Consider the following 22346-nt stretch of genomic DNA (forward strand, 5'->3'; position numbering starts at 1 on the left):
GACATTAAACGGTTGTTCAGTCGAACGTCAAGCAGGAACGCCGTCAGAAATCCGTAAAAAGCCGGGTCAGTCCCGGACGGCGGCAAGCAAGCCGTCGCCGAGGGGCACCAGCGCCGGGGTGAGCAGCTCGTTCTCGGCGATGAGGCGCGCCGCCTCGCGCACCGCCGCGACCTCGGCGTCACGGGCCGCCGGGTCGCCGGCCCGGCCACCCAACGCGGCTCCGTGGACGACGATGGCCCCGCCCGAGCGCAGCAGCCGCACCCCCTCGACGACATAATCCGGCTGATCGAACGGGTCGGCATCGATGAAGACCAGGTCATAGGACGCATCGGCAAGCCGGGTCAGCACCTCCTGGGCCCGACCGCTGATCAGCCGAGTCCGCGACGGCCCGATCCCGGCGTCGGAAAATGCCTGCTTGGCGATCAGCTGGTGTTCGGGCTCAATGTCGATCGTGGTGAGCACGCCGTCGTCGCTCATCCCCGACAACAACCACAGGCTGCTAACGCCCGCACCGGTGCCCACCTCGACGACCGCTTTGCCGCCACTGAGCTTGGCCAGCAGGCTGAGTAAAGCTCCCACCGCGGGGGTGACCGCGCCGGCGCCGATGTCGACCGCGCGCTCACGGGCGGCCAACAGAACCGCGTCTTCGGAGATCGACCCCTCGGCATGTGCGGACAGCGATTCGGCCCGACTCGGCGGAGCCGGCTGGCCCGGTGTGCGGTCAGTGGTGGCCATGTCCGCAGCGTAAGTCCAACCGATGCCGCGTGTTAACAGGCGCGCCCGGTGCCGCAGCCCGGCGACGATGCGGGCCGGAACGGCCCGAGGTGAGGGTACGCCCCCTCGCCGCCGCGCGGCTGGGGGGACCCCCACCCCCTTGCGGGGGAGAGCTGGGCAATCGGGCACGTTGTGCGATGGACCGCGACACGCCCGAACGTCACGGCGCATCAAGGTCACAATTTGGTGAATATGACCCGCGCAACGGGGCCTAAGCGCCCATTCTCAGTGAAAGCACAGTGCGATCACATACCGCACATACGCCGATAGGCGACGGTATCCCCCATGGAACGTGGGGGCCGCTGGTCCGGGAATACATCTCGGCGCCTTCGTGTTGCGCGCGGTGAGGAATTGCCTAACCTTGACGGCAGTCTGAACCTGGAGGACCTGAACATCACGACACTGACGAGCCCCGCCAGCATGTCGCATCCTGAGCGGTATCGCGACGCCGAGTGGGTCCAGCCCGACGACGAGCCCCATGGCACCGCGGTCTTCGACGCGACCGGGGACAAGGCAGCAATGCCGTCGTGGGACGAGCTTGTCCGTCAGCACGCCGACCGGGTCTACCGGTTGGCCTATCGGCTGTCCGGTAACCAACACGACGCAGAGGACCTGACCCAGGAGACGTTCATCCGGGTTTTCCGGTCGGTACAGAACTACCAGCCGGGAACCTTCGAAGGCTGGCTGCACCGCATCACGACGAACCTGTTCCTCGACATGGTGCGCCGCCGCGGCCGCGTCCGGATGGAGGCGCTGCCCGACGATTACGATCGGGTGCCCGCCGACGAGCCCAACCCCGAGCAGATCTACCACGAGTCGCGGCTGGGGCCTGACCTGCAGGCGGCGTTGGATTCGCTGCCCCCCGAGTTCCGCGCGGCTGTGGTGCTGTGCGACATCGAAGGACTGTCCTACGAGGAGATCGGGGCCACCCTGGGGGTGAAGCTCGGTACCGTCCGCAGCCGCATCCACCGGGGACGACAGGCCCTGCGTGACTATCTGGCGGCGCACTCCGAGGGCGCCAGGCATTCACCCGCCGGCGTCACTCCGGAGCTCTCGGACTAAGACACACGCCGCCTGATCCGTTGTTCATAGGTGTTCCGTATCGGGCAGCGCGCTACATTCGAGGTAGTGCTACCGATTACAGGGCAGACCGAACGCTGATACGGAGAGGAGCTGGTGATGTTCGAGCGGGGACATGTGTTCCGCCGAGCGTTCTCCTGGCTTCCCTCCCAATTCGCCTCGCAAAGCGACGCGCCGGTGGGTGCGCCGCGACAATTCGGTTCTACAGAGCATCTGTCCATCGAGGCCATCGCGGCGTTCGTTGACGGTGAGCTGCGGATGAACGCGCACCTGCGCGCAGCGCATCACATCTCGCTTTGCCCCGAATGCGCTGCAGAAGTGGACGGTCACCGCCGGGCCCGCGCCGCGCTGCGCGATTCCCATCCGATCAGGATCCCCAGCACGCTGCTGGGATTGCTGTCGCAGATTCCGCACTGCCCCCCCGACGACGATGCGGGCCACCCGCAGAGCGGCCCGTGGGGGTCGCCCGGCACGGAGCGAAGCGGGGGCACGCCGGCAGAAGGGGGCACTTCCACCCGCTCGTCGGGACGAGTCGGGCCTACGGAGCTGTCCGATCATTTAGCTGACGGCAGCCCGCCTGACCGGCGCGAGCCTCGGTAGGGTGGGTGTCAAGTTGCCCAGCCGGTGCACAGCGCCGTGCTCATAGCCCATAGCGCGCGTTTCTCAAGCGCTCGGAAGAGGATGACGTGAGCTCCGACCAAGACAAGAACGGCGCCCCCCGGCTGGCGCCGCGACCCATTTCCCGGCCGCCCGTCGACGCCGCGTCGCGCCAAGCCTTCAGCCGTCCCGACGGCGTGCAGGGCTCGTTCGTCGCCGAAACTGTGCGTCCGCCGAAGTACCGCAACTCCGGAGAGTTCACCCCGCACGATGAACCGGCCGACCCGGTTCTTTCGGAGGCCTTCGGCCGTCCCTTTCCCGGAGCCGAGTCGTTGCAGCGCCATCCCACCGATGCCGGCGCGCTCGACGGCGACAATAACCAGCCAGACGAACCCGCTGACCCCTGGCGCGACCCGGGCGCGGCCGCCGCTTTGGGTGAGCCGGCGCTAACACGCTCAGGCCCGCACGGCGCGGGTGCGGAACGCGACCGGCTTGGTGTGCGCGACGTGCTGTTCGGCGGGCGGGTGTCCTACACGGCGCTTCTGGTGCTGGCCGTCCTGGCGTTGTTGCTCGGCCTGGTCGGCGGTGTGATCGGACGCAAGACGGCTGAGGTTGTCGAGGCGTTCACCACGTCCAGGGTCACGTTGTCAACCAACGGAAACAGCGAATCGCCGGCCGGCCGATTCGCCAAAGTCGCTGCCGCGGTGGCTGATTCCGTGGTAACGATCCAGTCGGTTAGCGATCAAGAGGGTATGCAGGGATCCGGATTCGTGGTCGACGGCCACGGCTACATCGTCACCAACAATCACGTCATCTCCGAAGCCGCCAACAACCCGAGCCAGTTCAAGACCACTGTGGTGTTCAACGACGGCAAAGAAGTGCCCGCCAACCTGGTCGGGCGTGACCCCAAGACCGACTTGGCCGTCATCAAAGTCGACAACGTCAACAACTTGACGGTGGCCCGGCTCGGTGACTCCGACAAAGTGCGCGTCGGCGACGAAGTGCTCGCCGCCGGTGCGCCGCTGGGTCTGCGCAGCACGGTCACGCACGGGATCATCAGCGCACTGCACCGCCCGATCCCGCTGTCGGGAGAGGGTTCGGACACCGACACCGTTATCGACGCCGTCCAGACCGACGCCTCGATCAACCATGGGAATTCCGGTGGCCCGCTGATCAACATGGATTCTCAGGTCATCGGCATCGACACCGCCGGTAAGTCGTTGTCCGACAGCGCTTCCGGGCTGGGTTTCGCGATTCCGGTCAACGAAGCGAAATTGGTTGCCCAGACGTTGATCAAGGACGGCAAGATCGTGCACCCGACGTTGGGCGTGAGCGCCCGGTCGGTGAGCAACGCGATCGCGTCCGGTGCGCAGGTCGCCAACGTCAAAGCGGGTAGCCCCGCCGAAAAGGGCGGCGTCCTAGAAAACGACGTGGTGGTCAAGGTAGGCAACCGGTCGGTCGCAGACTCCGACGAGTTCGTCGTCGCCGTGCGCCAGTTGGCGATCGGGCAGCCCGCTCCGGTCGAGGTGGTCCGCGACGGCCGCCACGTCACGCTGACGGTGACACCCGGCCCGGACACCAGCTAAATGTTCGCCAACGTCGGTTGGGGGGAAATGCTGGTGCTCGTGGTGGTCGGGCTGGTTGTCCTAGGCCCCGAGCGACTTCCGGGCGCCATCCGTTGGACTTCCAACGCATTGCGCCAGGCCCGCGATTACCTCAGCGGGGTGACGACCCAGCTGCGCGAGGATATCGGGCCCGAATTCGACGACCTGCGCGAGCCGCTGAGCGAGCTGCAGAAGCTGCGGGGTCTGACGCCGCGCGCAGCGCTGGCCAAGCATCTATTCGACGGCGATGACTCGCTGTTCACCGGCCAGTTCGACCGGCCGTCGCATGGCGTGCCGGAAGGTGTTTCGGCCCAGCCGGCCGTCCCGCCGTCGTCAACCGCGCCGGAACCACCCGCCGCCGGGCCCGCGCCGTTCGACAGCGACGCCACCTGAATCGGCTCAGCGCCGCGTCGGATCCAGTCCCAGCGACATGCCGGCCAGGCCGCGGCGTCGCGATGAGAGGGCGTCGGCGACGCTATGCAGTTCCTTGCCCGCCGACGAGTCGGGGGCACTGAGCACGATCGGCACCCCGGCGTCGCCGGCGGCGACCAGCGCGGGGTCCAACGGGATCTGGCCAAGCAGCGGCACGTCGGCGCCGACCGTGCGGGACAGCCGCTCGGCGACCTGCTGGCCGCCGCCCTCGCCGAACACCTGCAGCTGCGAACCGTCTGGCAACGCGAGCCAGGACATGTTTTCCACCACCCCCACGACGCGTTGGCGGGTCTGCAGGGCAATACTGCCCGCGCGCTCGGCCACTTCCGCCGCCGCCAGCTGAGGTGTGGTCACCACGAGGATTTCTGCATTCGGAATCAGCTGCGCCACCGAGATGGCGATGTCGCCGGTGCCCGGCGGCAGGTCGAGCAGCAGCACGTCCAGGTCGCCCCAGTACACGTCGGCCAAAAACTGCTGCAACGCTCGGTGCAGCATCGGGCCGCGCCACACCACCGGCGTATTGCCCTCGGTGAACTGGGCGATCGAGATGACCTTCACCTCATGCGCGATGGGCGGCAGGATCATCGACTCCACCTGAGTGGGCCGATCGGTGGTGCCCATCATCCGCGGGATGGAGTGGCCGTGGATGTCAGCGTCGAGCACTCCGACCGACACCCCGCGCGCGGCCATCGCCGCGGCCAGGTTGACCGTCACCGTCGACTTACCGACACCGCCCTTGCCGGAAGCGACCGCGTACACCCGAGTCAGTGATCCCGGCTGGGCGAACGGGATGACGGGCTCGCGGGCGTCACCGCGTAATTGCTTACGCAGCTCGGTGCGCTGCTCGTCATTCATCACGTCCAGGCTGACCTTCACTGCGCCGGTGCCCGGGACGTCGGCCACGGCCTGGCTTACCCGCTCGCTGATTTCGGTCTTCTTCGGGCATGCCGCGGTGGTCAGGTAGATCTCGACGTGCACGTCGCCTTTGGCACCAACGTCGATACCTTTGACCATCCCGAGTTCGGTGATGGGGCGCCGCAGTTCAGGATCGATCACCTTGGCTAGTGCAGTTCGGATGGCTGCGCTCAGGTCAGCGGGGTCATGACGGGACATCACCGCCGAGTGTAGTGCGGCTACGGCCTGTCAGTTGGCGGGAGCAGGTCCCGGCGGCGGACCTGTCGGTTGGCCGGCCGGTGGGACCGCAGCAGGCGCCGCCGGCGGGGCGGGCGCGGGCTGCTGGACCGGTGGCGCGGCCGGAGGCGGAGGGGCAGGTGCCGCCGGAGGCGGTAGGACCGATGCAGCCGCCGGCGGCGGGGCAGGCGCACCGCCCGGTGCTGCGAACGCTGGCACCTCGGGTGGCGGCGTGTTCAGCGCCGGCTGCTGTGGGCCAACGGTGTCTTGGCCAATGCAGATCACCGTGCACGCCGGGCGGGACCCGATCTGCTGCCACGGGTATTGCTGGCTGCTGCTCGGGGTCCCGCTCAGGTCGATCAGCGGCATCTGCGCCAGCGGGTCCGTAGACGCTAGGCCGTGCATGTTGAGCGGCAGGCTCGGCCCGAGCCCTTCGGGGTTCTCCAGGTGTGCATCGCCGAGCGGCGGTGGCGGCCCGGTAAGCGGCGGCAGATCGACCGGGACCACGCCGGTGGCGTACGCCGCAGCCCAGCCCAAGACATTTTGGGCATACGGCATGGAGTTGTTGTAACGCAGGATCGCGGCCAGGACCTGTGACTGGTCGCGCAGGTTCAGCCCGCCGCTGCACAGGTATCGAGCGGCGGCCAGCGTGGCGTCATACAAGTTTTGGGGATCGGCCACGCCGTCGCCGTCGCCGTCAGAGGCGTAGCGCGCCCATGTGCCCGGCAGGAACTGCATTGGACCCATCGCACGGGCGTAGGTGACGCGTCCGCCGCCGTTGCCTTGGACGATGACCTCGTTGCCGGGCAATGTGCCATCCAGGGCTGGGCCGTAGATCGGTCGTATCGCGGTCCCGTGCGCGTCGGTAGCGCCGCCGTTGGCGTGCAGAGATTCGATGCGCCCGATACCGGCCAGCAGGTTCCAGCTGATGCCGCAGCCAGGGTCGGCTCCGGCCATCATCCGTTCGGCGTTGCGGTACGCGGACAGCGCCATCGTCGGAATGCCCAGCGCGCCAGGTGAATTCACCACAACCGTCGGTGGGGGAGCCGATACCGTAGCCGCGCCGATGTGGAAGCCGATCTTGGGATGTTGGACGGTGATCACCATCGGGCCCGTCGGGTCGGTGGAGGCGGGTGCGACCGCAGCAACGGGGGTGATGGCGGCGTCGCGCAGCGTCGACCTCGGCACGGGGAATGGTGGGGCAGCGGCGCCTACGACTCCGGCGAAGATCAGGCAGGCGATCATGGCAACACCGAAAGCCGGGGTCCGGGCCGTGCGAGTCAGCAACTGCTGCACCGTGGCAACGGCGGCAGGGATTTTCGAGGCCTGGGCCGCGCGGACTACCGACTGCCGCACGGTGGTGAGGGTGGTGACGAGGGCGGCAGGCATCTTTGGGGCGCGCGGCACGCGAATTACCCGCTGCCGCATCTTTGCAAGGACCAAGCCTCCCCCGATGCGCACTCGACCTTCCTCAATATTCGAGCCCTATCAGGCACTTGTGAAACCTCTTTGCGCCTCGTGACCTAAGTCACCATACATAACCCGCTGATCACAATGGCAACAATCCCAGACTCTGTGCACAGTGACGGCAGACGCAATTTCAGATTCGTCTTCCAAGATCGCATTTTGATCTTAGGCATTCCTTAAGTGGACTTCGCGGCGCGTGCGTCCGAACCGTCACTGCTGGGCGCCGGCGCTCTGTTCGCCCTGTCCGGGTGCCGGTCCTCCAGCAGGCCTCGCAGGTCTTCCAGTTCGCGGCGCAGGTACTCGCGGGTCTTCGCGACGTCGCCGATCGCCAGCCGCAGCGCGGCCAGCTCACGCGCCAGGTATTCGGTGTCGGCCTTGGTTTCCTCGGCTCGTCGGCGATCCTCGTCGACCGTGACGCGGTCTCGGTTCTCTTGGCGGTTTTGTGCCAGCAGGATCAGCGGCGCCGCGTAGGCGGCCTGGGTGGAAAACGCCAGGTTGAGCAGGATGAATGGGTAGGGGTCCCAGCGCAGGGCGACGGCGAAGACGTTCAGGATGATCCACACCACGACAACCACGCTCTGAATCAGCAGGTAGCTACCCGTGCCGAAAAACCGGGCGATCGATTCGGTGAACTGCCCTACGGCCTCGGCGTCCACCCGTGGCGTGACCATTCGCGAGCGACGCGGGGTATACAGCCGCGGCCGCGATGCTGACTTGCTCATGAGCGTCCTCCAGCGGCGTCCAGCGCCAGCTCTCCATTGGTTGCTCGCCAGTCGTGCGGCAGCAGGTGGTCGAGCACGTCATCCACGGTCACCGCGCCTAACAGATGATGCCGTGTATCGACCACTGGGCCGCAGACCAGATTGTAGGCGGCGAAATAGCGTGTCAGCACGGGTAGCGAGGTATCTGGATCCAGCCAGGGCAGGTCAGTGTCGACAATCCCGCCGACCAGCATGGACGGTGGCTCGCGCAGCAGTCGCTGCAGGTGGACACATCCCAGGTACTGACCAGTCGGGGTGGCGGTCGGAGGACGGACCACCAAGACCAGCGACGACAACGCCGTGGTCAGGTCGGGGTCGCGGACCCGGGCCAGCGCCTCAGCGACCGACGTGTCCGGGGTCAGTACCACCGGCTTGGAGGTCATCAAGCCGCCCGCGGTGTCGGGTGAGTGCTTCAACAACCGCCGCACCGGGTCGGACTCCTCCGGGTCCATCTGGCGCAGCAGCCCCTCGGCCTGGGTCGGATTCATCGTGCCGAGCAGGTCGGCGGCGTCGTCGGGGTCCATCTCCTCGAGCACATCGGCCGCGCGTTCGTCGCCCAGCTGCATCAACAACTCCGCCTGCTCCTCCTCCGACAGCTCCTGCAAAATGTCGGCCAGCCGGTCGTTGTCAAGCGCGGCGGCCACCTCGTAGCGCCGTTTCGGCGGCAGCTCACGCACCGCATCGGCGACATCGATCGGCCGCCACTTTTCGAACTGATGCAGCAACTGCGCCACGGCCTGGCCTGGCATCGCCAGCGCCGAGGGAGTCAGTCCCTGCACATTGCGCCAGCCCACGATGTGGGTGTTGCTGCGCCGGCCAAGCCGTCGGGGGATGCGCACCGCGACCCGTGTCACCATCCAGTCGCGGGTTCGAGTCTGCTCCAAAGCCAGGTCGGTGACGACGACCTCGGTGGCGGCGAGCTCCGGCAATTCCGGGTCATTGATCCGCACCTTGGTGTCGACGATCTGTCCCAGCACCAGCACTTCGCCGGGCCGTTGCTCGAATCGGCTCATTGAGACGCTGGCGGTGTTAAGGGTCACCGCGCCGGGCTCGATCGCAGCAACCCGCAGAATCGGTACGAAAATCCGTCGGCGCGAGGTCATTTCGACGACGAGTCCAAGGACTCGGGGTTGCTGGCGGACGATGCTGATGCTGACCACCACGTCGCGCACTCGGCCGAGCGACTCCCCCATCGGGCCCAGCACTACCAGTCGCGCCAGCCGCGCGGCGTACACCCTGTTGATCGAGGCCATGGTTGAAAGGGTAGGAGTGAATCGTGACCGACGCCTACCGACCCCGCCGTACCTGCCTGTCAGTGCCGGGCAGCAGCCAGAAGATGATCGACAAGGCCAAAGGCCTTCCCGCCGATGAGGTCTTCCTGGACCTGGAGGATGCCGTCGCGCCGGACGCGAAGGCCGAGGCGCGCACCCGGGTTGCCGCCGCACTCGCCGAGCCCGGATGGGCCGGACAGTTGCGGGGCGTGCGGGTCAACGACTGGACCACACCGTGGACTCACGCCGACATCATCGAGGTGGTTTCCGCCGTGGGCGCCGCGCCCGACGCCAAGCTCGACGTCGTTGTGCTGCCCAAAGTGTCTGACGTCTCCCACGTTCAGGCGCTCGACCTGTTGCTGACCCAGGTGGAGACCGTTCACGGGCTCCCGGTGAGAGAGATCGGGATCGACGCGCAGATCGAAGATGCCCGCGGTCTGACGAACGTAGATGCGATCGCGGCTGTGCCGCGGATGCAGGCCCTGGTGCTCGGCCCCGCCGACCTGATGGCCAGCCTCAATATGCGCACGCTGGTCGTCGGCGAGCAGCCCGAGGGCTACGACGTCGGCGACGCTTACCACCACGCGCTGATGACCATCCTGGTGGCTGCCCGTGCGAATGGCATCGCCGCTATCGATGGCCCGTATCTGAAAGTGCGTGATGTGGCGGCGTTTCGGCGGGTGGCGGGCCGCTCGGCGGCATTGGGTTATGACGGTAAGTGGGTGTTGCATCCGGATCAGATCGCCGCCGGCAACGAGATCTTCAGTCCACGCCAAGAGGAGTACGACCACGCCGAGTTGATTCTGGAGGCCTACGAATGGCATACCTCCGCCGCGGGCGGCGCCCGCGGAGCGGTGATGCTCGGCGACGAGATGATCGACGAAGCCAGCCGCAAGATGGCGTTGGTGGTCGCCGCTAAAGGCAGGGCGGCCGGGATGCGGCGTGAGTCGGGTCCGTTCGTCCCGCCGGCATAGTCAGGTGACGATGCGGGCCGTGAGGCCCGCTGAGGAGCCGGACAAATCCGGCATAGTCAGGTGACGATGGAGCGGATCACGTTATGGACGGCGTTATGGACGGGGAGCGCAATGCCGCCATGACTGCGATCACGAATATCACCAGCAGCACCGCGGCAGTCACGCCGACCGCAATCCCGGCGATGGCCATTCCGCGGCCCTGTTGATGGGTCCGCTTGATCTGACTGAGCGAGACTACGCCCAGCACGGCACCGACGATGGGGATCAGTATCCCGATATAGCAGACAAAGGACAGCGGAATGCCGAGCAGAAGACCCGCGATCGAGGTCACCAAGGATCCGATGGCGAGCCCGTTGGTCTCGTGCGTACGAGCTTGGTAGGGCTGATAGGGGTCGTAAGGGCCGGGGTATCCGGGTGGACCGCCGTATCCCATCGGTGCGCCGTAGCCGGGGCCGGACTGCTGGCCGTAGCCACCCCCGTGGCCCGGTGGGGGATAAGGCTGGCCGTATTGCGGCGGTGGCGGCGGATATAACGGACCGCCGTAAGCCGGGGTCTCCCGAGATCCGGGCGGTCCGTAACCCGGGGGTGGCGGATAGTCGGAGGACGGCGGGTTCCATGGCGGCACCGGGCCCGACGGCGGCGGATTGTGGGGAGCGTGCGGATCGGGGTGGGCCGGTGGTTGTTCCGCGTATGCGGGCGGGGTGAACTCGTCTCTGGCTTGCTCGCCGGAGTCGCCGCCCTGGACTGTCATGCTGTTCAACACTAGCGTGAGGCCAGCTTGGGCCGCCCGGACCGGGCGCAGTCGCGCTCCGGGACGCACCGTTTGTGCTGGTAGTGGGCCCGCTGAGGCGCTGGCGGCACTAAGCCGGGATTCCGTCGGCTCGGCGGAGGAGAATGGGGCCATGACGAGCCCCTTCCAGCCCGGACAGGTTCCCGGTGCCACGCCCGGCACCTCGGCCGCGAGCCGGCGTGCACCCGGATTGCCGACGCCGCCGAAAGGCTGGCCAGTGGGGTCATACCCCACCTACGCGGAGGCGCAGCGAGCCGTCGACTATCTGTCTGAGCAACAGTTCCCGGTGCAACAGGTGACGATCGTCGGTGTCGACCTGATGCAGGTCGAACGGGTCACCGGGCGGCTGACGTGGCCGAAAGTGCTCGGCGGTGGTGTGATCACTGGCGCATGGCTGGGTCTTTTCATCGGCTTGGTGCTGGGGTTCTTCAGTCCCAACCCCTGGGGAGCGTTGACGACCGGCCTGGTCGCCGGCGTGTTCTTCGGCTTGATCACCTCCGCGGTCCCGTATGCGATGGCGCGCGGCACCCGGGATTTCAGTTCGACGATGCAATTGGTCGCCGGCCGATACGACGTGCTCTGCGACCCGCAAAACGCAGAGAGGGCCCGGGATCTGCTTGCCCGCTTGGCAATCTGACTCGACCCGCCACTTCTGCTGCTCACGACGGTGATGCGGTAACCGGGCGTGTTGCATATCACGCGTGCCTGGCTCTACCGTCTGCCGCGGGACAATCGACGACCAGGAAAACGGGAAGAAAGGACGTGCGGTGGCGAGTCGTCGCGGGCGCGCGCGCCGGCTGAGCGCGGTCGCGCTGGCGGCGCTGCTAGCCGCGTCGGCGGTGTCGGCCTGTGGCTCCGGCGACAACGCGCGAGCGATCAGCCTCTACACCCCGGCCAGCGGCGCCGCGACGTTCGCTGCGGTTGCCAAGCGCTGCAACGACCAGTTCGGCGGACGGTTCACCATCCAGCAGTTCAGCCTGCCCCGGTCCTCCGACGACCAGCGGCTGCAACTGGCCCGCCGACTGAGCGGCAACGACCGCACCTTGGACGTGATGGCGCTGGACGTGATCTGGACGGCGGAGTTCGCTGAAGCCGGCTGGGCCTTGCCGCTGTCGGACGACCCGGCCGGCCGTGCCGAGGTCGACGCCAGCACCGACACGCTGCCGGGGCCGCTGGCCACGGCCACCTGGCAGCACCGGCTCTATGCCGCGCCGCTGACCACCAATACCGAATTACTCTGGTATCGGCCAGATTTGATGGATAACCCGCCGACAACTTGGAACGCCGTGGTGGCCGAGGCAACCCGGTTGCACGCCGCCGGCCAACCCAGCTGGATCGGCGTACAGGCCAGCCAGGGCGAGGGGTTGGTGGTGTGGTTCAACACCCTGCTGGAAAGTGCGGGCGGCCGGGTGCTGTCCGAGGACGGCCACAAGCTCACTTTGACCGATACACCCGCACACCGTGCCGCCACCGTCAACGCACTGCGGATCCTCAAGTCGGTTGCCACCGCTCCCGGCGCCGACCCGTCGATCACCCGGAGCGATGCGGGCACCTCGCGGTTGGCGTTCGAACAGGGTAAGGCCGCGCTGGAGGTCAACTGGCCATATGCGCTGGCATCCATGCTGGAGAACGCGGTGAAGGGTGGCGTGGCGTTTTTGCCGCTCAACCGTCGACCCGACCTGGCCGGCAGCATCAACAACGTCGGCGCCTTCGTCCCGACCGACCAGCAATTCCGCGCCGCTTACGACGCCAGCAAGAAGGTGTTCGGTTTCGCCCCCTACCCGGGTGTGCAGCCCGGCCAGCCGGCCAAGGTGACGATCGGCGGGCTGAATCTGGCGGTGGCCAAGACGACGCGCCATAAAGCCGAGGCCTACGAAGCGATCAGATGCTTGCGCGACGTGCAAAACGAAAAGTACATCTCGCTCGAAGGCGGCCTGCCCGCGGCGCGGACCTCGCTCTACTCCGACCCGCAATTCCAGGCGAAATACCCGATGTACAACATCATTCGCCAGCAACTCACTAACGCCGCTGCGCGGATCGCGACGCCGGTCTACCAGGCAGTGTCCACCCGGCTGTCAGCAACCCTGAGCCCGATCAATCAGATTGACCCGGAGAGGACGGCCGACGAGCTCGCGGTGCAGGTGCAAAAGGCCATCGACGGCCGGGGGCTGCTGCCGTGATCGTGACCGCCACCGCCACCGAACCCCAGGCCGCTTCCAACCGGGCACGCAACATCCCACACACCGGGAACCGGAGGTCGGAGCGGGCACTGGCATTCGTCCTGGTCGCGCCCGCGGCACTGGTGATGCTGGCTGTCACGGCTTACCCGATCGGCTACGCGGTTTGGCTGAGCTTGCAGCGCAATAATTTGACCACTCCCGACGAGACCAAGTTTATCGGGCTCGGCAACTACCAGACGATCTTGACTGACCGGTATTGGTGGACGGCACTTGCTGTGACGCTGGCGATCTCGGTTGTTTCGGTGTCGATCGAATTCGTGCTGGGCCTGGCGCTTGCATTGGTGATGCACCGCACGCTGATCGGCAAGGGCCTGGTGCGCACCGCGGTGCTCATCCCTTACGGCATCGTCACGGTGGTGGCGTCTTACAGCTGGTACTACGCCTGGACGCCGGGTACCGGCTACCTGGCCAACCTGCTACCACCAGGCAGCGCGCCGCTGACGCACCAGATTCCGTCGCTGGGCACCGTGGTCATCGCCGAGGTCTGGAAGACGACGCCGTTTATGTCATTGCTGCTTCTCGCCGGGTTGGCGCTGGTGCCCGAGGATCTGCTGAAGGCGGCGCAGGTCGACGGCGCCGGCGCGTGGCGACGGTTGATAAAGGTCACGTTGCCGCTGATGAAGCCCGCGATCCTGGTGGCGCTGCTGTTTCGGACGTTGGACGCGTTCCGAATTTTCGACAGCATCTATGTGCTCACCGGCGGTACCGGCAACACCGGCTCGGTGTCGATCCTTGGCTACGACAACCTGTTCAAGGGCTTCAATGTTGGCCTCGGCTCGGCGATTTCGGTGCTGATCTTCGGCTGCGTCACCATCATCGCGTTCATCTTCATCAAAGTGTTCGGCGCGTCAGCACCGGGTGTCCACGGCGATGGACGCTGAGCCGTGACCGTACGGCGCGCTTCGGTCTGGGTGGTGATCGACACTCTGGTGCTGTCGTATGCGCTGTTTCCGGTGCTGTGGATCCTCAGCCTGTCGCTCAAGCCGACGTCAACAGTCAAGGACGGCAAGCTGATTCCGACGTCGGTGACCTTCGACAACTACCGTGGAATCTTCCGGGGTAATTTCTTCAGCTCGGCACTGATCAACTCCGTCGGAATCGGCTTGCTCACCACGGTGATCGCGGTGGTAGTCGGCGCGATGGCGGCCTATGCGGCAGCGCGGTTGGACTTTCCCGGCAAGCGGCTGTTGATCGGTGCCGTGCTGCTGATTTCGATGTTCCCGGCGATCTCGCTGGTTACCCCGCTGTTCAACATTGAGCGGCGGATCGGGCTGTTCGATACCTGGCCCGGGCTGATCACCCCTTACATCGCGTTCGCGCTGCCGCTGGCGATCTATACGCTGTCGGCGTTCTTCCGGGAGATTCCGTGGGATCTGGAGAGGGCGGCCAAAATGGACGGCGCCACGCCAGGACAGGCATTCCGGAAGGTAATCGCCCCGCTGGCAGCACCGGGAATCGTCACTGCCGCAATCCTGGTATTCATCTTCGCCTGGAACGATCTGTTACTCGCTTTGTCGTTGACCGCCACCAAGGCGGCGATCACCGCGCCGGTCGCGATCGCCAACTTCACGGGCAGTTCGCAATTCGAGGAGCCAACCGGATCAATCGCGGCCGGCGCAATGGTGATCACGGTCCCGATTATCGTTTTTGTTCTAGTCTTCCAACGACGGATGGTCGCTGGGTTGACCTCCGGCGCGGTGAAGGGATAGGTCGATGGCCGAGATCGTGTTGGCTCACGTAACCAAGAGTTACCCCGACGGCGCGACGGCGGTGAAAGACCTCAGCATCACGATCGCCGAAGGTGAGTTCATCATCCTGGTCGGGCCGTCCGGCTGTGGCAAGTCCACTACGCTGAATATGATTGCCGGACTTGAAGATATCTCGTCCGGGGAGCTGCGCATCGGTGGCGAGCGGGTCAACGAGAAGGCGCCCAAAGACCGCGACATCGCAATGGTGTTCCAGTCCTACGCGCTCTACCCGCATATGACGGTGCGACAGAACATCGCATTTCCGCTCACCCTGGCGAAGATGAAGAAAGCGGAGATCGCGGACAAGGTCGAGGACACCGCCCGAATTCTCGACCTGACCGAAGTTCTGGATCGCAAGCCTTCGCAACTGTCGGGTGGGCAGCGGCAGCGGGTCGCGATGGGTAGGGCGATCGTGCGCCACCCCAAGGCGTTCCTGATGGATGAGCCGCTGTCGAACCTCGACGCGAAATTGCGGGTCCAGATGCGTGGCGAGATCGCACGGCTTCAGCGGCGGCTGGGCACCACCACCGTCTACGTGACTCACGACCAGACCGAGGCCATGACGCTTGGCGACCGGGTGGTGGTCATGCGCGGCGGTGTAGCGCAGCAGATCGGCGCGCCCGACGAGCTTTATGAGCGGCCCGCCAATCTGTTCGTCGCAGGCTTCATCGGCTCGCCGGCAATGAACTTCTTCCCCGGCACGCTGACTGCGACCGGGCTGAGCTTGCCATTCGGCGAAATCACGCTGACCCAACCCGTCCACGATGTGCTCGCGCAGCATCCGACACCGGACAAGATCATCGTCGGCGTGCGCCCCGAGCATCTGCAAGATGCCGCCTTGATCGACGGCTACCAGCGAATCAGCGCGGTAACTTTCGAGGTGGACGTCGACATGGTCGAGTCGCTGGGAGCCGACAAATACGTCTACTTCACCGCCGAGGGTTGCGTTGTTCATTCGGACCAGCTGTCCGAGTTCGATGAGGAATCCGCTGGAGAGGAGCACGAATTCGTGGCCAGGGTTCCCGCCGCGTCGAAAGCGGCGAAAGAGAAGTCACTCGAATTGGCCTTCGACACCTTGAAACTCGCCGTTTTCGACGCCGACACCGGCGTGAACTTGACTGTTCCACCGCCGCCTGAGACTGAGTGACCCAGATATTGGCCCGGGTGCGCGCGCACCTGCGGGCTCACTTCTCCGAAGCGGGCCTCCGCGTCGAGCCTGATGTCGCGAGCGTGACATTTCTGGGCGCCGAGCCAATCGAGGTGTTGCGGTTTCTCCCCGGCGCAGACGGGGTGGTGCATTATGTCTCGCTGGGCTGCTCGCGGCATCCGATGGCCGATCCAGCGGCAATCGTCGCCGATCCGCAGCGTGGCCCGCGCGCAGAAGTCATTTTGCGGCTGCGCAATCCAGGGCAGATCAGCCGTCTGGCGCACAGCCTGGCGATCTTGGCGGCAACGCCTGCGGTCGACGGGGTGGTGTTGACCGAAGACGCGTTGATCGATCTCGGTTCGCCGCTATGGGAGAAACGATCGCGGCCGGCGCCGTTCACTGCGATTCTGTTGGGTCGCAGCGACATTCCAGACCTACCGCTGGACCCGCCGCGAGACCCGGTGCGCTTTCTCTCCGCGACCCCGATCACCGCGACCGAGGCCGCGTGGGTGCGGCTGCGAGGTGCCGACGCGATGCGCGAGGCGTGGCGCAGCGACGGGGTGGATGTGTTGGATCCCAATCGGCCTGCCGCACAGCCAAACTGATTCTACAGCCAGTCTCTGCGGCGGAAGTTGCGGTACAGCAGCGCGACGACGATCACCATCAGGGCGACGGTCGCCGGGTAACCCCAATGCCATTTCAGGATGGGCATATACTCGAAGTTCATCCCGTAGATACCGGCGATCATCGTGGGCACCGCCAGAATGCCGGCCCATGCCGATATCTTGCGCATGTCGGTGTTCTGCTGCATCTCGACCCGGGCCAGCGCGGCCTGCACCAAGGAGCTGAGATTCTCGTCGTAGCTGGCGATCTGATCGGCGGCGTGGGCGTGGTGGTCGCCGACGTCGCGCAAATACCGCCGCACCTCCTTGCTGATCAGGTCCTTGTGTTCGGTCTGAAATCGTGCAAATGGCATGGAGAGCGGGTTGACGCACCGGCGCAGCTCGACGACTTCGCGCTTGAGCAGATAGATCGGCTCGATTTCGGTTCGGTGGCCGGGCGCGAACGCTACTTCTTCGATGGCGTCGATATCGGTCGCCATCAAGTTGGTCACGTCGAGGTAATGGTCCACCACGTTATCGGCGATGGCGTGCATGACCGCGAATGGGCCCAGCCGCATCTGCTCGGGGTCGGCATCCATCCGCTTGCGCACCTCGGACAATCGGCCGTGCTCGCCGTGCCGGACTGTCACCACGAAATCGCCGTTGACGAAAATCATGATCTCGCCGGTCTGGACGATCTCGCGGGTTAGCACCAGCGATTCGTGTGGAACGTAGTTGACCGTTTTGAGAACCAGGAACAGTGTCTCGTCGTATCGCTCCAACTTCGGCCGCTGGTGGGCCTGTACGGCGTCTTCGATGGCCAGCGGGTGTAGGCCGAAAACGCGGCCGACCTCCTGCATCTGCTGCTCGGTGGGCTCGTGCAAGCCGATCCAGGCGAACGCCTCCTGCCCGGCCAGGTGCAGCTCACCCACCTTCGCCTTTGCATCGGCGTGGGTGTACGTCCCGGCCAGTCGCTTCCCGTCCACATAGATGCCGCAGTCGACCACCGCCTGCTCGGCCGGGAGATAATCCGCGTGCGGAGGCTCGGCCTTTTCGGAGCGTGCCAGAGGACGCGGTGTTTCAGGTATGTCGCGAAACGAAGGCATCCAAAACCTCCCGTCTGCAGCGCGGATCCGATAGAGCCCCGGTCATGCTACGCGCCTCAGCCAGGTATTGCCCGACACCGATGCCGCGGCAAGGGCCCCGCTGAGCTGGCGCGATTGACGGTCGGCGTGACGCTGAGGTCGCCCCCGATCGGGGCCGGGGTTTATCGCGCGCATGCGTGCGCTAGTTTCGACCCGACGCGATTCTGCGTAGGGCCGATCTCCACGAGGAGCGAATGACGTGAGCACGACACCCCTGAAGGTTGCCGTCACCGGCGCCGCCGGCCAGATTGGTTATAGCCTGCTGTTCCGCCTGGCGAGTGGCTCGCTGTTGGGTCCTGACCGCCCGATCGAGCTGCGGCTGTTGGAGATCGAGCCCGCCCTCAAGGCGCTCGAGGGCGTCGTGATGGAGCTGGACGACTGCGCGTTCCCATTGCTGTCGGCAGTGCGGATCGGCGCGGACCCGAACAAGATCTTCGACGGCGTGCACCTGGCGCTGCTGGTCGGCGCGAGGCCGCGTGGCCCGGGCATGGAGCGCGGCGACTTGCTGGAGGCCAACGGCGCGATCTTCACTGCGCAGGGCAAGGCGCTGAACTCCGTCGCCGCTGACGACATCCGCATCGGTGTCACCGGCAACCCGGCCAACACCAACGCGCTGATCGCGATGAGCAACGCACCCGACATCCCTCACGAGCGGTTCTCGGCGTTGACCCGTCTGGACCACAACCGGGCCATCTCACAGCTGGCCCACAAGACCGGCGCCGACGTCAGCGACATCAAGAAGATCACGATCTGGGGCAACCACTCGGCAACCCAGTACCCCGACATCTTCCACGCCGAGATCAAAGGCAAGAACGCTGCCGAGGTGGTCAATGACCAGTCCTGGATCGAGAACGACTTCATCCCCACGGTCGCCAAGCGTGGCGCGGCGATCATCGACGCGAGGGGCGCATCGTCGGCCGCCTCGGCCGCGTCGGCAACCGTCGACGCCGCGCGGGACTGGCTGCTGGGCAGCCCGAAGGACGACTGGGTGTCGATGGCCGTCGTGTCCGACGGCTCCTACGGCGTGCCCGAGGGCCTAATCTCGTCCTTCCCGGTGACCACCAAGGGCGGCGATTGGAGCATCGTCACCGGCCTGGAGATCGACGAGTTCTCCCGCGGCCGCATCGACAAGTCGACAGCCGAACTCGCCGACGAGCGGGAGGCCGTCACCGGCCTGGGACTGATCTGAGACGGACTCACCTCGTCGATTAGGGCTACTAATGAGTAGTCAGTACCCTGAGTCCGTGTCCGAATTACTTGAATCGATTCAGACTCGCAACGAGAGCGGCGCCATCACCGACGCGGAGATTTTCGAGGCACATCTCGGCGGCAAGCTTTCGGTGGACGCGACGACTCCGCTGGATACTGAGCGCTCCCTTTCGATTGCGTATACGCCTGGGGTCGCTCAGGTCAGCCGAGCGATCGCCGGCGACCACACCTTGGCTGCCCGCTACACGTGGGCGGGCCGTTTGGTCGCGGTGGTCAGCGACGGCAGCGCAGTCCTCGGCCTCGGTGACATCGGGCCGGCGGCATCGTTGCCGGTGATGGAAGGCAAATGCGGCCTCTTCAAGGAGTTCGCGGGGCTTGATGCCATCCCGATCGTGCTGGACACCAAGGATCCCGACGAAATCGTCGAGACCCTGGTGCGGTTGCGGCCGACATTCGGCGCGGTCAACCTGGAGGACATCGCCGCACCGCGCTGCTTCGAGATCGAGCGTCGCCTTGTCGACGCGCTGGATTGCCCCGTGATGCACGACGACCAGCACGGCACCGCGATCGTTGTGCTGGCGGCGCTGCTCGGCGCCACGAAGGCGCTCGACCGGGACATGACGGCGCTGCATGTGGTCATCTCCGGCGCCGGGGCAGCGGGCGTCGCGTGCGCGAATCTCCTTCAAGCGAACGGGATTTCCGATGTCACCGTGCTCGACTCGCGTGGCATCCTGCACTCCGGGCGCGACGACATGAACAGCGTCAAAGCGCAGCTGGCGCTACGCACCAACCCGCGCGATCTTTCCGGCGGCATCGTCGAGGCGCTGGAGGGGGCCGACGTTTTTCTCGGTGTGTCCGGCGGGGTGATTCCCGAGGAACTGATCGCGACGATGGCACCCGAGGGCATTGTGTTCGCGCTGTCCAATCCCGACCCGGAGATCCGTCCCGACGCAGCGGCCAGGCACGCCGCCGTGGTCGCCACCGGGCGAAGCGACTTTCCCAACCAGATCAACAACGTGCTGGCGTTTCCCGGCGTGTTTCGTGGTGCGCTGGAGGCCGGTACCCGCAAGATCACCGACAAGATGAAAGTGGCCGCGGCCGAGGCGATCGTCTCCGTCGTCGCCGACGACTTGGCGCCGGATCGGATCGTCCCGAGCCCGCTGGACCCGCGGGTTGCGCCAGCGGTTGCCGCTGCGGTAGCTGCCGCCGCAGATCGCGCAGAGTGATCGTCGGCAGGTTGACTGCGCCGGCGCTCGCTGTGGCGCTGGCGATGACGGGCTGCGCGCACACCACTGGCAGTCAGCACCGCGCGGGTGAAGTGGTGGTCGGGTCCCGTCCCGGTGCCGAGTCGGTGTTGCTGGCCGACATCTACACCGGGGCGCTGCGCTCCTACGGGTTCCCGGCGCGCACCGAGCAGGCAGCTGACCCGCTGACCAAGCTCGACTCGGGTGCGTTTGTCGTCGTTCCCGGTTTCACCGGTCGGGTGTTGCAGCGCTTTCAGCCCGGCACCACCGTGCGGTCCGACGCACAGGTCTACAAGGCGATGGTTGGCGCGTTGCCCGAGGGCATCGCGGCTGGCGATTACACGACCGCTGCCGAGGACAAGCCCGCGCTGGCGGTCAGCGAGTTGACGGCCAAGAGCTGGGGCAGCACTGATCTCAGCGCGGTGCCGCGGCACTGTGACGGCCTGCTCATCGGGTCCAGCGCCGGCGCGTCGACGCCCTCGGCGGTCGGCAGCTGCCTGCTCCCTGCTGCTCGCGAATTTCCAAACGATGCAGCACTTTTCGCCGCGCTTCGAGCCCAAACAGTCACCGCGGGCTGGACCACCACCACCAACCCCGGCGTGCCGGCCGACCTGGTTGTGCTGACCGACGGCAAGCCGGCGCTGTTGCAGGCGGAGAACGTGGTCCCGCTCTACCGCCGCAACGAGCTGACCGATCGACAGCTGCTGGCGGTCAACGAGGTGGCCGGCGTGCTGGACACCGCCGCGCTGGTCGAGATGCGTCGCCAGGTGACCGCAGGCGCTGATCCCCAAGTGGTGGCAGACGGCTGGCTGAGCGAACATCCGCTCGGCCGCTAGACCACTATCGACTAGCGCGAGGCCGGCTTCGTCCGGCCCACCACCGGGGAGAACAGCCGCTGGTAGCCCGAACCGGTCAGCCGCACGACCAAATCCAGCGCCTTGGCGTCCAGGCCGACCAGCACCCTGGCCTTGTTTTTGCGTACCGCTCCCAAGATGATTTGGGCAGCCCGCCGCGGGGTGGTGCTGGCCATTCGTTCGTCGAAGAACTTGGCCTGCGCTTCGGCGTCCACTCCCTCTGCCACAAGGCCATTGCGGGCGATCGCGGTCTTGATGCCACCAGGATGCACTGCGGTCACCTTGACCGGGTGGCCGTTTAGCACCATCTCCTGACGCAAGGCTTCGGTGAAGCCGCGCACCGCGAATTTGGCCGAATTGTAGGCGGCCTGCCCGGGCACCGACATAAGCCCGAAAAGGCTGGAGACGTTGATGATATGGCCGTCGCCGGAGGCGATCAGATGCGGCAGGAAAGCCTTGGTGCCGTTGACGACGCCCCAGAAGTCGACGTCCATCACCCGCTCAATGTCCTTGAACTGGCTGATCTCGACGTCGCCGGTGAACGCGATCCCGGCGTTGTTGTAGATCTGGTTCACCTTACCGAAATGCTCGTTGATCTGGTCGGCGTAAAGGTGAAAGGCCTCCCGTTCGGTGACGTCGAGTCGGTCGGCCCTGACCGGCGCACCGATGGCTCGCAGCTGTTCTTCGGTCTGCGCGAGCCCCTCGATGTCAACATCGCTGATCGCCAGCGTGGCACCGGAGCGTGCCAGCTCGAGAGCTAGCGCCTGACCGATACCCGAACCAGCGCCAGTGACCGCAGCCACCTTCCCGGCAAACCCTTCCATGGACGCTCCTTGCTACGTGGGTTGCCGCTAAGGTTAGCCGATCCGGCGGTATCCCTGGCGTGCGGGTAGCCGCGGCAGATGCCGATTTCGGGGATAACCGCGTGCGACTGGCGCTCAGCGTAAAACAGCGTGACAAGCACGCTCACGTCGGTCGCCTCTGGCGCCGCGAATGCGCAATAGCGCCAACGATGTTGGCGCTATTGCAGGAAGTTGTTAGGCCCAGCTGGAGCCGACGGCGCTGTCGGTGGAGCTCATGTTGTTGCCGGCGTTTGACACATTCTGGCCGTGGGAGTTGGCTTGTTGGTAGATGACCTGGAAGTTGCGGCCCAACTGGGTGATGAACTCCTGGCAGGCCACCGAACCCGAGCCGCCCCAGAAGTCACCGGCGGCCAGCACATCACGCACGATGGACTGGTGCTCGGCCTCCAACGACGCGGCCTGGGAGCGGATCA

General features: G+C 66.0%; 23 protein-coding genes. 14 read left to right on the plus strand and 9 right to left on the minus strand.

The features are described from left to right. Nucleotides 1-66: 66 nt before the first annotated feature. The gene (locus ACLQI9_RS08525; protein ID WP_442382408.1) at nucleotides 67-735 is read right to left on the minus strand and encodes an O-methyltransferase; all 669 of its coding nucleotides are present in this window, start codon (nucleotides 733-735) and stop codon (nucleotides 67-69) included. Nucleotides 736-1059: 324 nt separating this feature from the next. Here ACLQI9_RS08525 and sigE point away from each other — a divergent pair, with 324 nt between their 5' ends. The 4 genes from sigE (at nucleotide 1060) to tatB (ending at nucleotide 4448) form a co-directional block, all read left to right on the plus strand. Further along, nucleotides 1060-1836 (plus strand): RNA polymerase sigma factor SigE, encoded by a 777-nt coding sequence (sigE, locus tag ACLQI9_RS08530; RefSeq protein ID WP_442382407.1) that lies wholly within the window; start codon nucleotides 1060-1062, stop codon nucleotides 1834-1836. A 117-nt stretch (nucleotides 1837-1953) separates the two neighbouring features. Further along, nucleotides 1954-2454 carry an anti-sigma E factor RseA gene (rseA, locus tag ACLQI9_RS08535; protein ID WP_442382406.1) on the plus strand — a complete coding sequence of 167 codons (501 nt, stop codon included), beginning with the start codon at nucleotides 1954-1956 and terminating at the stop codon, nucleotides 2452-2454. Nucleotides 2455-2540: 86 nt separating this feature from the next. Further along, nucleotides 2541-4037 (plus strand): serine protease HtrA, encoded by a 1497-nt coding sequence (gene htrA, locus ACLQI9_RS08540; protein WP_442382405.1) that lies wholly within the window; start codon nucleotides 2541-2543, stop codon nucleotides 4035-4037. Beyond that, nucleotides 4038-4448, plus strand: a complete 411-nt coding sequence (gene tatB / locus ACLQI9_RS08545) for a Sec-independent protein translocase protein TatB (RefSeq protein ID WP_442382404.1) — start codon at nucleotides 4038-4040, stop codon at nucleotides 4446-4448. Nucleotides 4449-4454: 6 nt separating this feature from the next. On the opposite strand, the gene ACLQI9_RS08550 is transcribed toward tatB, so the two are convergent. The 4 genes from ACLQI9_RS08550 to ACLQI9_RS08565 form a co-directional block, all read right to left on the minus strand. Beyond that, the gene (locus tag ACLQI9_RS08550; protein ID WP_442382403.1) at nucleotides 4455-5600 is read right to left on the minus strand and encodes an Mrp/NBP35 family ATP-binding protein; all 1146 of its coding nucleotides are present in this window, start codon (nucleotides 5598-5600) and stop codon (nucleotides 4455-4457) included. Between the two features lie 30 nt (nucleotides 5601-5630). Continuing rightward, a complete protein-coding gene (locus tag ACLQI9_RS08555; protein ID WP_442382413.1) occupies nucleotides 5631-6863 on the minus strand; it encodes a lytic transglycosylase domain-containing protein in 1233 nt (410 codons plus the stop codon). A 398-nt stretch (nucleotides 6864-7261) separates the two neighbouring features. Then, nucleotides 7262-7807: a DUF1003 domain-containing protein gene (locus tag ACLQI9_RS08560; RefSeq protein WP_442382402.1), complete on the minus strand. Its 546-nt coding sequence runs from the start codon at nucleotides 7805-7807 to the stop codon at nucleotides 7262-7264. Continuing rightward, nucleotides 7804-9099, minus strand: coding sequence for a magnesium transporter MgtE N-terminal domain-containing protein (locus ACLQI9_RS08565; protein WP_442382401.1), 1296 nt, complete (start codon nucleotides 9097-9099; stop codon nucleotides 7804-7806). The genes ACLQI9_RS08560 and ACLQI9_RS08565 overlap by 4 nt, the downstream gene beginning before the upstream one ends. A 23-nt stretch (nucleotides 9100-9122) precedes the next feature. Here ACLQI9_RS08565 and ACLQI9_RS08570 point away from each other — a divergent pair, with 23 nt between their 5' ends. Continuing rightward, complete coding sequence (locus ACLQI9_RS08570; RefSeq protein ID WP_442382400.1) at nucleotides 9123-10091, plus strand: HpcH/HpaI aldolase/citrate lyase family protein; 969 nt, start codon at nucleotides 9123-9125, stop codon at nucleotides 10089-10091. Between the two features lie 76 nt (nucleotides 10092-10167). Here ACLQI9_RS08570 and ACLQI9_RS08575 read toward each other — a convergent pair whose 3' ends face one another. Then, complete coding sequence (locus ACLQI9_RS08575) at nucleotides 10168-10842, minus strand: DUF4190 domain-containing protein (RefSeq protein ID WP_442382399.1); 675 nt, start codon at nucleotides 10840-10842, stop codon at nucleotides 10168-10170. A gap of 151 nt (nucleotides 10843-10993) precedes the next feature. On the opposite strand from ACLQI9_RS08575, the gene ACLQI9_RS08580 reads away from it, so the two are divergent. From ACLQI9_RS08580 to ACLQI9_RS08605, 6 genes are all read left to right on the plus strand, one after another. Further along, nucleotides 10994-11518 (plus strand): general stress protein, encoded by a 525-nt coding sequence (locus ACLQI9_RS08580; RefSeq protein ID WP_442382398.1) that lies wholly within the window; start codon nucleotides 10994-10996, stop codon nucleotides 11516-11518. A gap of 130 nt (nucleotides 11519-11648) precedes the next feature. Then, the gene (locus ACLQI9_RS08585) at nucleotides 11649-13061 is read left to right on the plus strand and encodes an extracellular solute-binding protein (protein ID WP_442382397.1); all 1413 of its coding nucleotides are present in this window, start codon (nucleotides 11649-11651) and stop codon (nucleotides 13059-13061) included. A 53-nt stretch (nucleotides 13062-13114) separates the two neighbouring features. Continuing rightward, nucleotides 13115-14002 carry a carbohydrate ABC transporter permease gene (locus ACLQI9_RS08590; RefSeq protein WP_442382412.1) on the plus strand — a complete coding sequence of 296 codons (888 nt, stop codon included), beginning with the start codon at nucleotides 13115-13117 and terminating at the stop codon, nucleotides 14000-14002. 3 nt (nucleotides 14003-14005) lie between these two features. Further along, nucleotides 14006-14830, plus strand: a complete 825-nt coding sequence (locus tag ACLQI9_RS08595) for a carbohydrate ABC transporter permease (RefSeq protein ID WP_442382396.1) — start codon at nucleotides 14006-14008, stop codon at nucleotides 14828-14830. 4 nt (nucleotides 14831-14834) lie between these two features. Then, the gene (locus ACLQI9_RS08600; protein ID WP_442382395.1) at nucleotides 14835-16016 is read left to right on the plus strand and encodes an ABC transporter ATP-binding protein; all 1182 of its coding nucleotides are present in this window, start codon (nucleotides 14835-14837) and stop codon (nucleotides 16014-16016) included. Further along, entirely contained in the window at nucleotides 16013-16621 is a 609-nt protein-coding gene (locus ACLQI9_RS08605) for a suppressor of fused domain protein (RefSeq protein WP_442382394.1), read from the plus strand. Before ACLQI9_RS08600 ends, ACLQI9_RS08605 begins: the two co-directional genes overlap by 4 nt. 2 nt (nucleotides 16622-16623) lie before the next feature. Here the strand turns inward: ACLQI9_RS08605 and corA are convergent, their stop codons facing one another. Beyond that, on the minus strand, nucleotides 16624-17724 hold the full coding sequence (corA, locus tag ACLQI9_RS08610; RefSeq protein ID WP_442382393.1) for a magnesium/cobalt transporter CorA: 1101 nt from the start codon (nucleotides 17722-17724) through the stop codon (nucleotides 16624-16626). A gap of 238 nt (nucleotides 17725-17962) precedes the next feature. On the opposite strand from corA, the gene ACLQI9_RS08615 reads away from it, so the two are divergent. The 3 genes from ACLQI9_RS08615 to ACLQI9_RS08625 are packed head-to-tail and all read left to right on the plus strand — an operon-like array spanning nucleotide 17963 to nucleotide 21052. Then, nucleotides 17963-18952 carry a malate dehydrogenase gene (locus ACLQI9_RS08615; RefSeq protein WP_442382392.1) on the plus strand — a complete coding sequence of 330 codons (990 nt, stop codon included), beginning with the start codon at nucleotides 17963-17965 and terminating at the stop codon, nucleotides 18950-18952. Between the two features lie 55 nt (nucleotides 18953-19007). Further along, complete coding sequence (locus ACLQI9_RS08620) at nucleotides 19008-20198, plus strand: NAD(P)-dependent malic enzyme (protein WP_442382391.1); 1191 nt, start codon at nucleotides 19008-19010, stop codon at nucleotides 20196-20198. Then, nucleotides 20195-21052 carry a glycine betaine ABC transporter substrate-binding protein gene (locus ACLQI9_RS08625; RefSeq protein WP_442382390.1) on the plus strand — a complete coding sequence of 286 codons (858 nt, stop codon included), beginning with the start codon at nucleotides 20195-20197 and terminating at the stop codon, nucleotides 21050-21052. Before ACLQI9_RS08620 ends, ACLQI9_RS08625 begins: the two co-directional genes overlap by 4 nt. Nucleotides 21053-21063: 11 nt before the next feature. On the opposite strand, the gene ACLQI9_RS08630 is transcribed toward ACLQI9_RS08625, so the two are convergent. Together ACLQI9_RS08630 and ACLQI9_RS08635 are read right to left on the minus strand one after the other, a co-directional pair. Further along, nucleotides 21064-21894, minus strand: a complete 831-nt coding sequence (locus ACLQI9_RS08630; RefSeq protein WP_442382389.1) for an SDR family NAD(P)-dependent oxidoreductase — start codon at nucleotides 21892-21894, stop codon at nucleotides 21064-21066. Nucleotides 21895-22107: 213 nt separating this feature from the next. After that, nucleotides 22108-22344: a WXG100 family type VII secretion target gene (locus ACLQI9_RS08635; protein ID WP_442391470.1), complete on the minus strand. Its 237-nt coding sequence runs from the start codon at nucleotides 22342-22344 to the stop codon at nucleotides 22108-22110. Nucleotides 22345-22346: the final 2 nt, after the last annotated feature.

Origin of the sequence: Mycobacterium sp. (genome assembly GCF_052143115.1) — a bacterium.
Taxonomy (GTDB): Bacteria; Actinomycetota; Actinomycetes; order Mycobacteriales; family Mycobacteriaceae; genus Mycobacterium.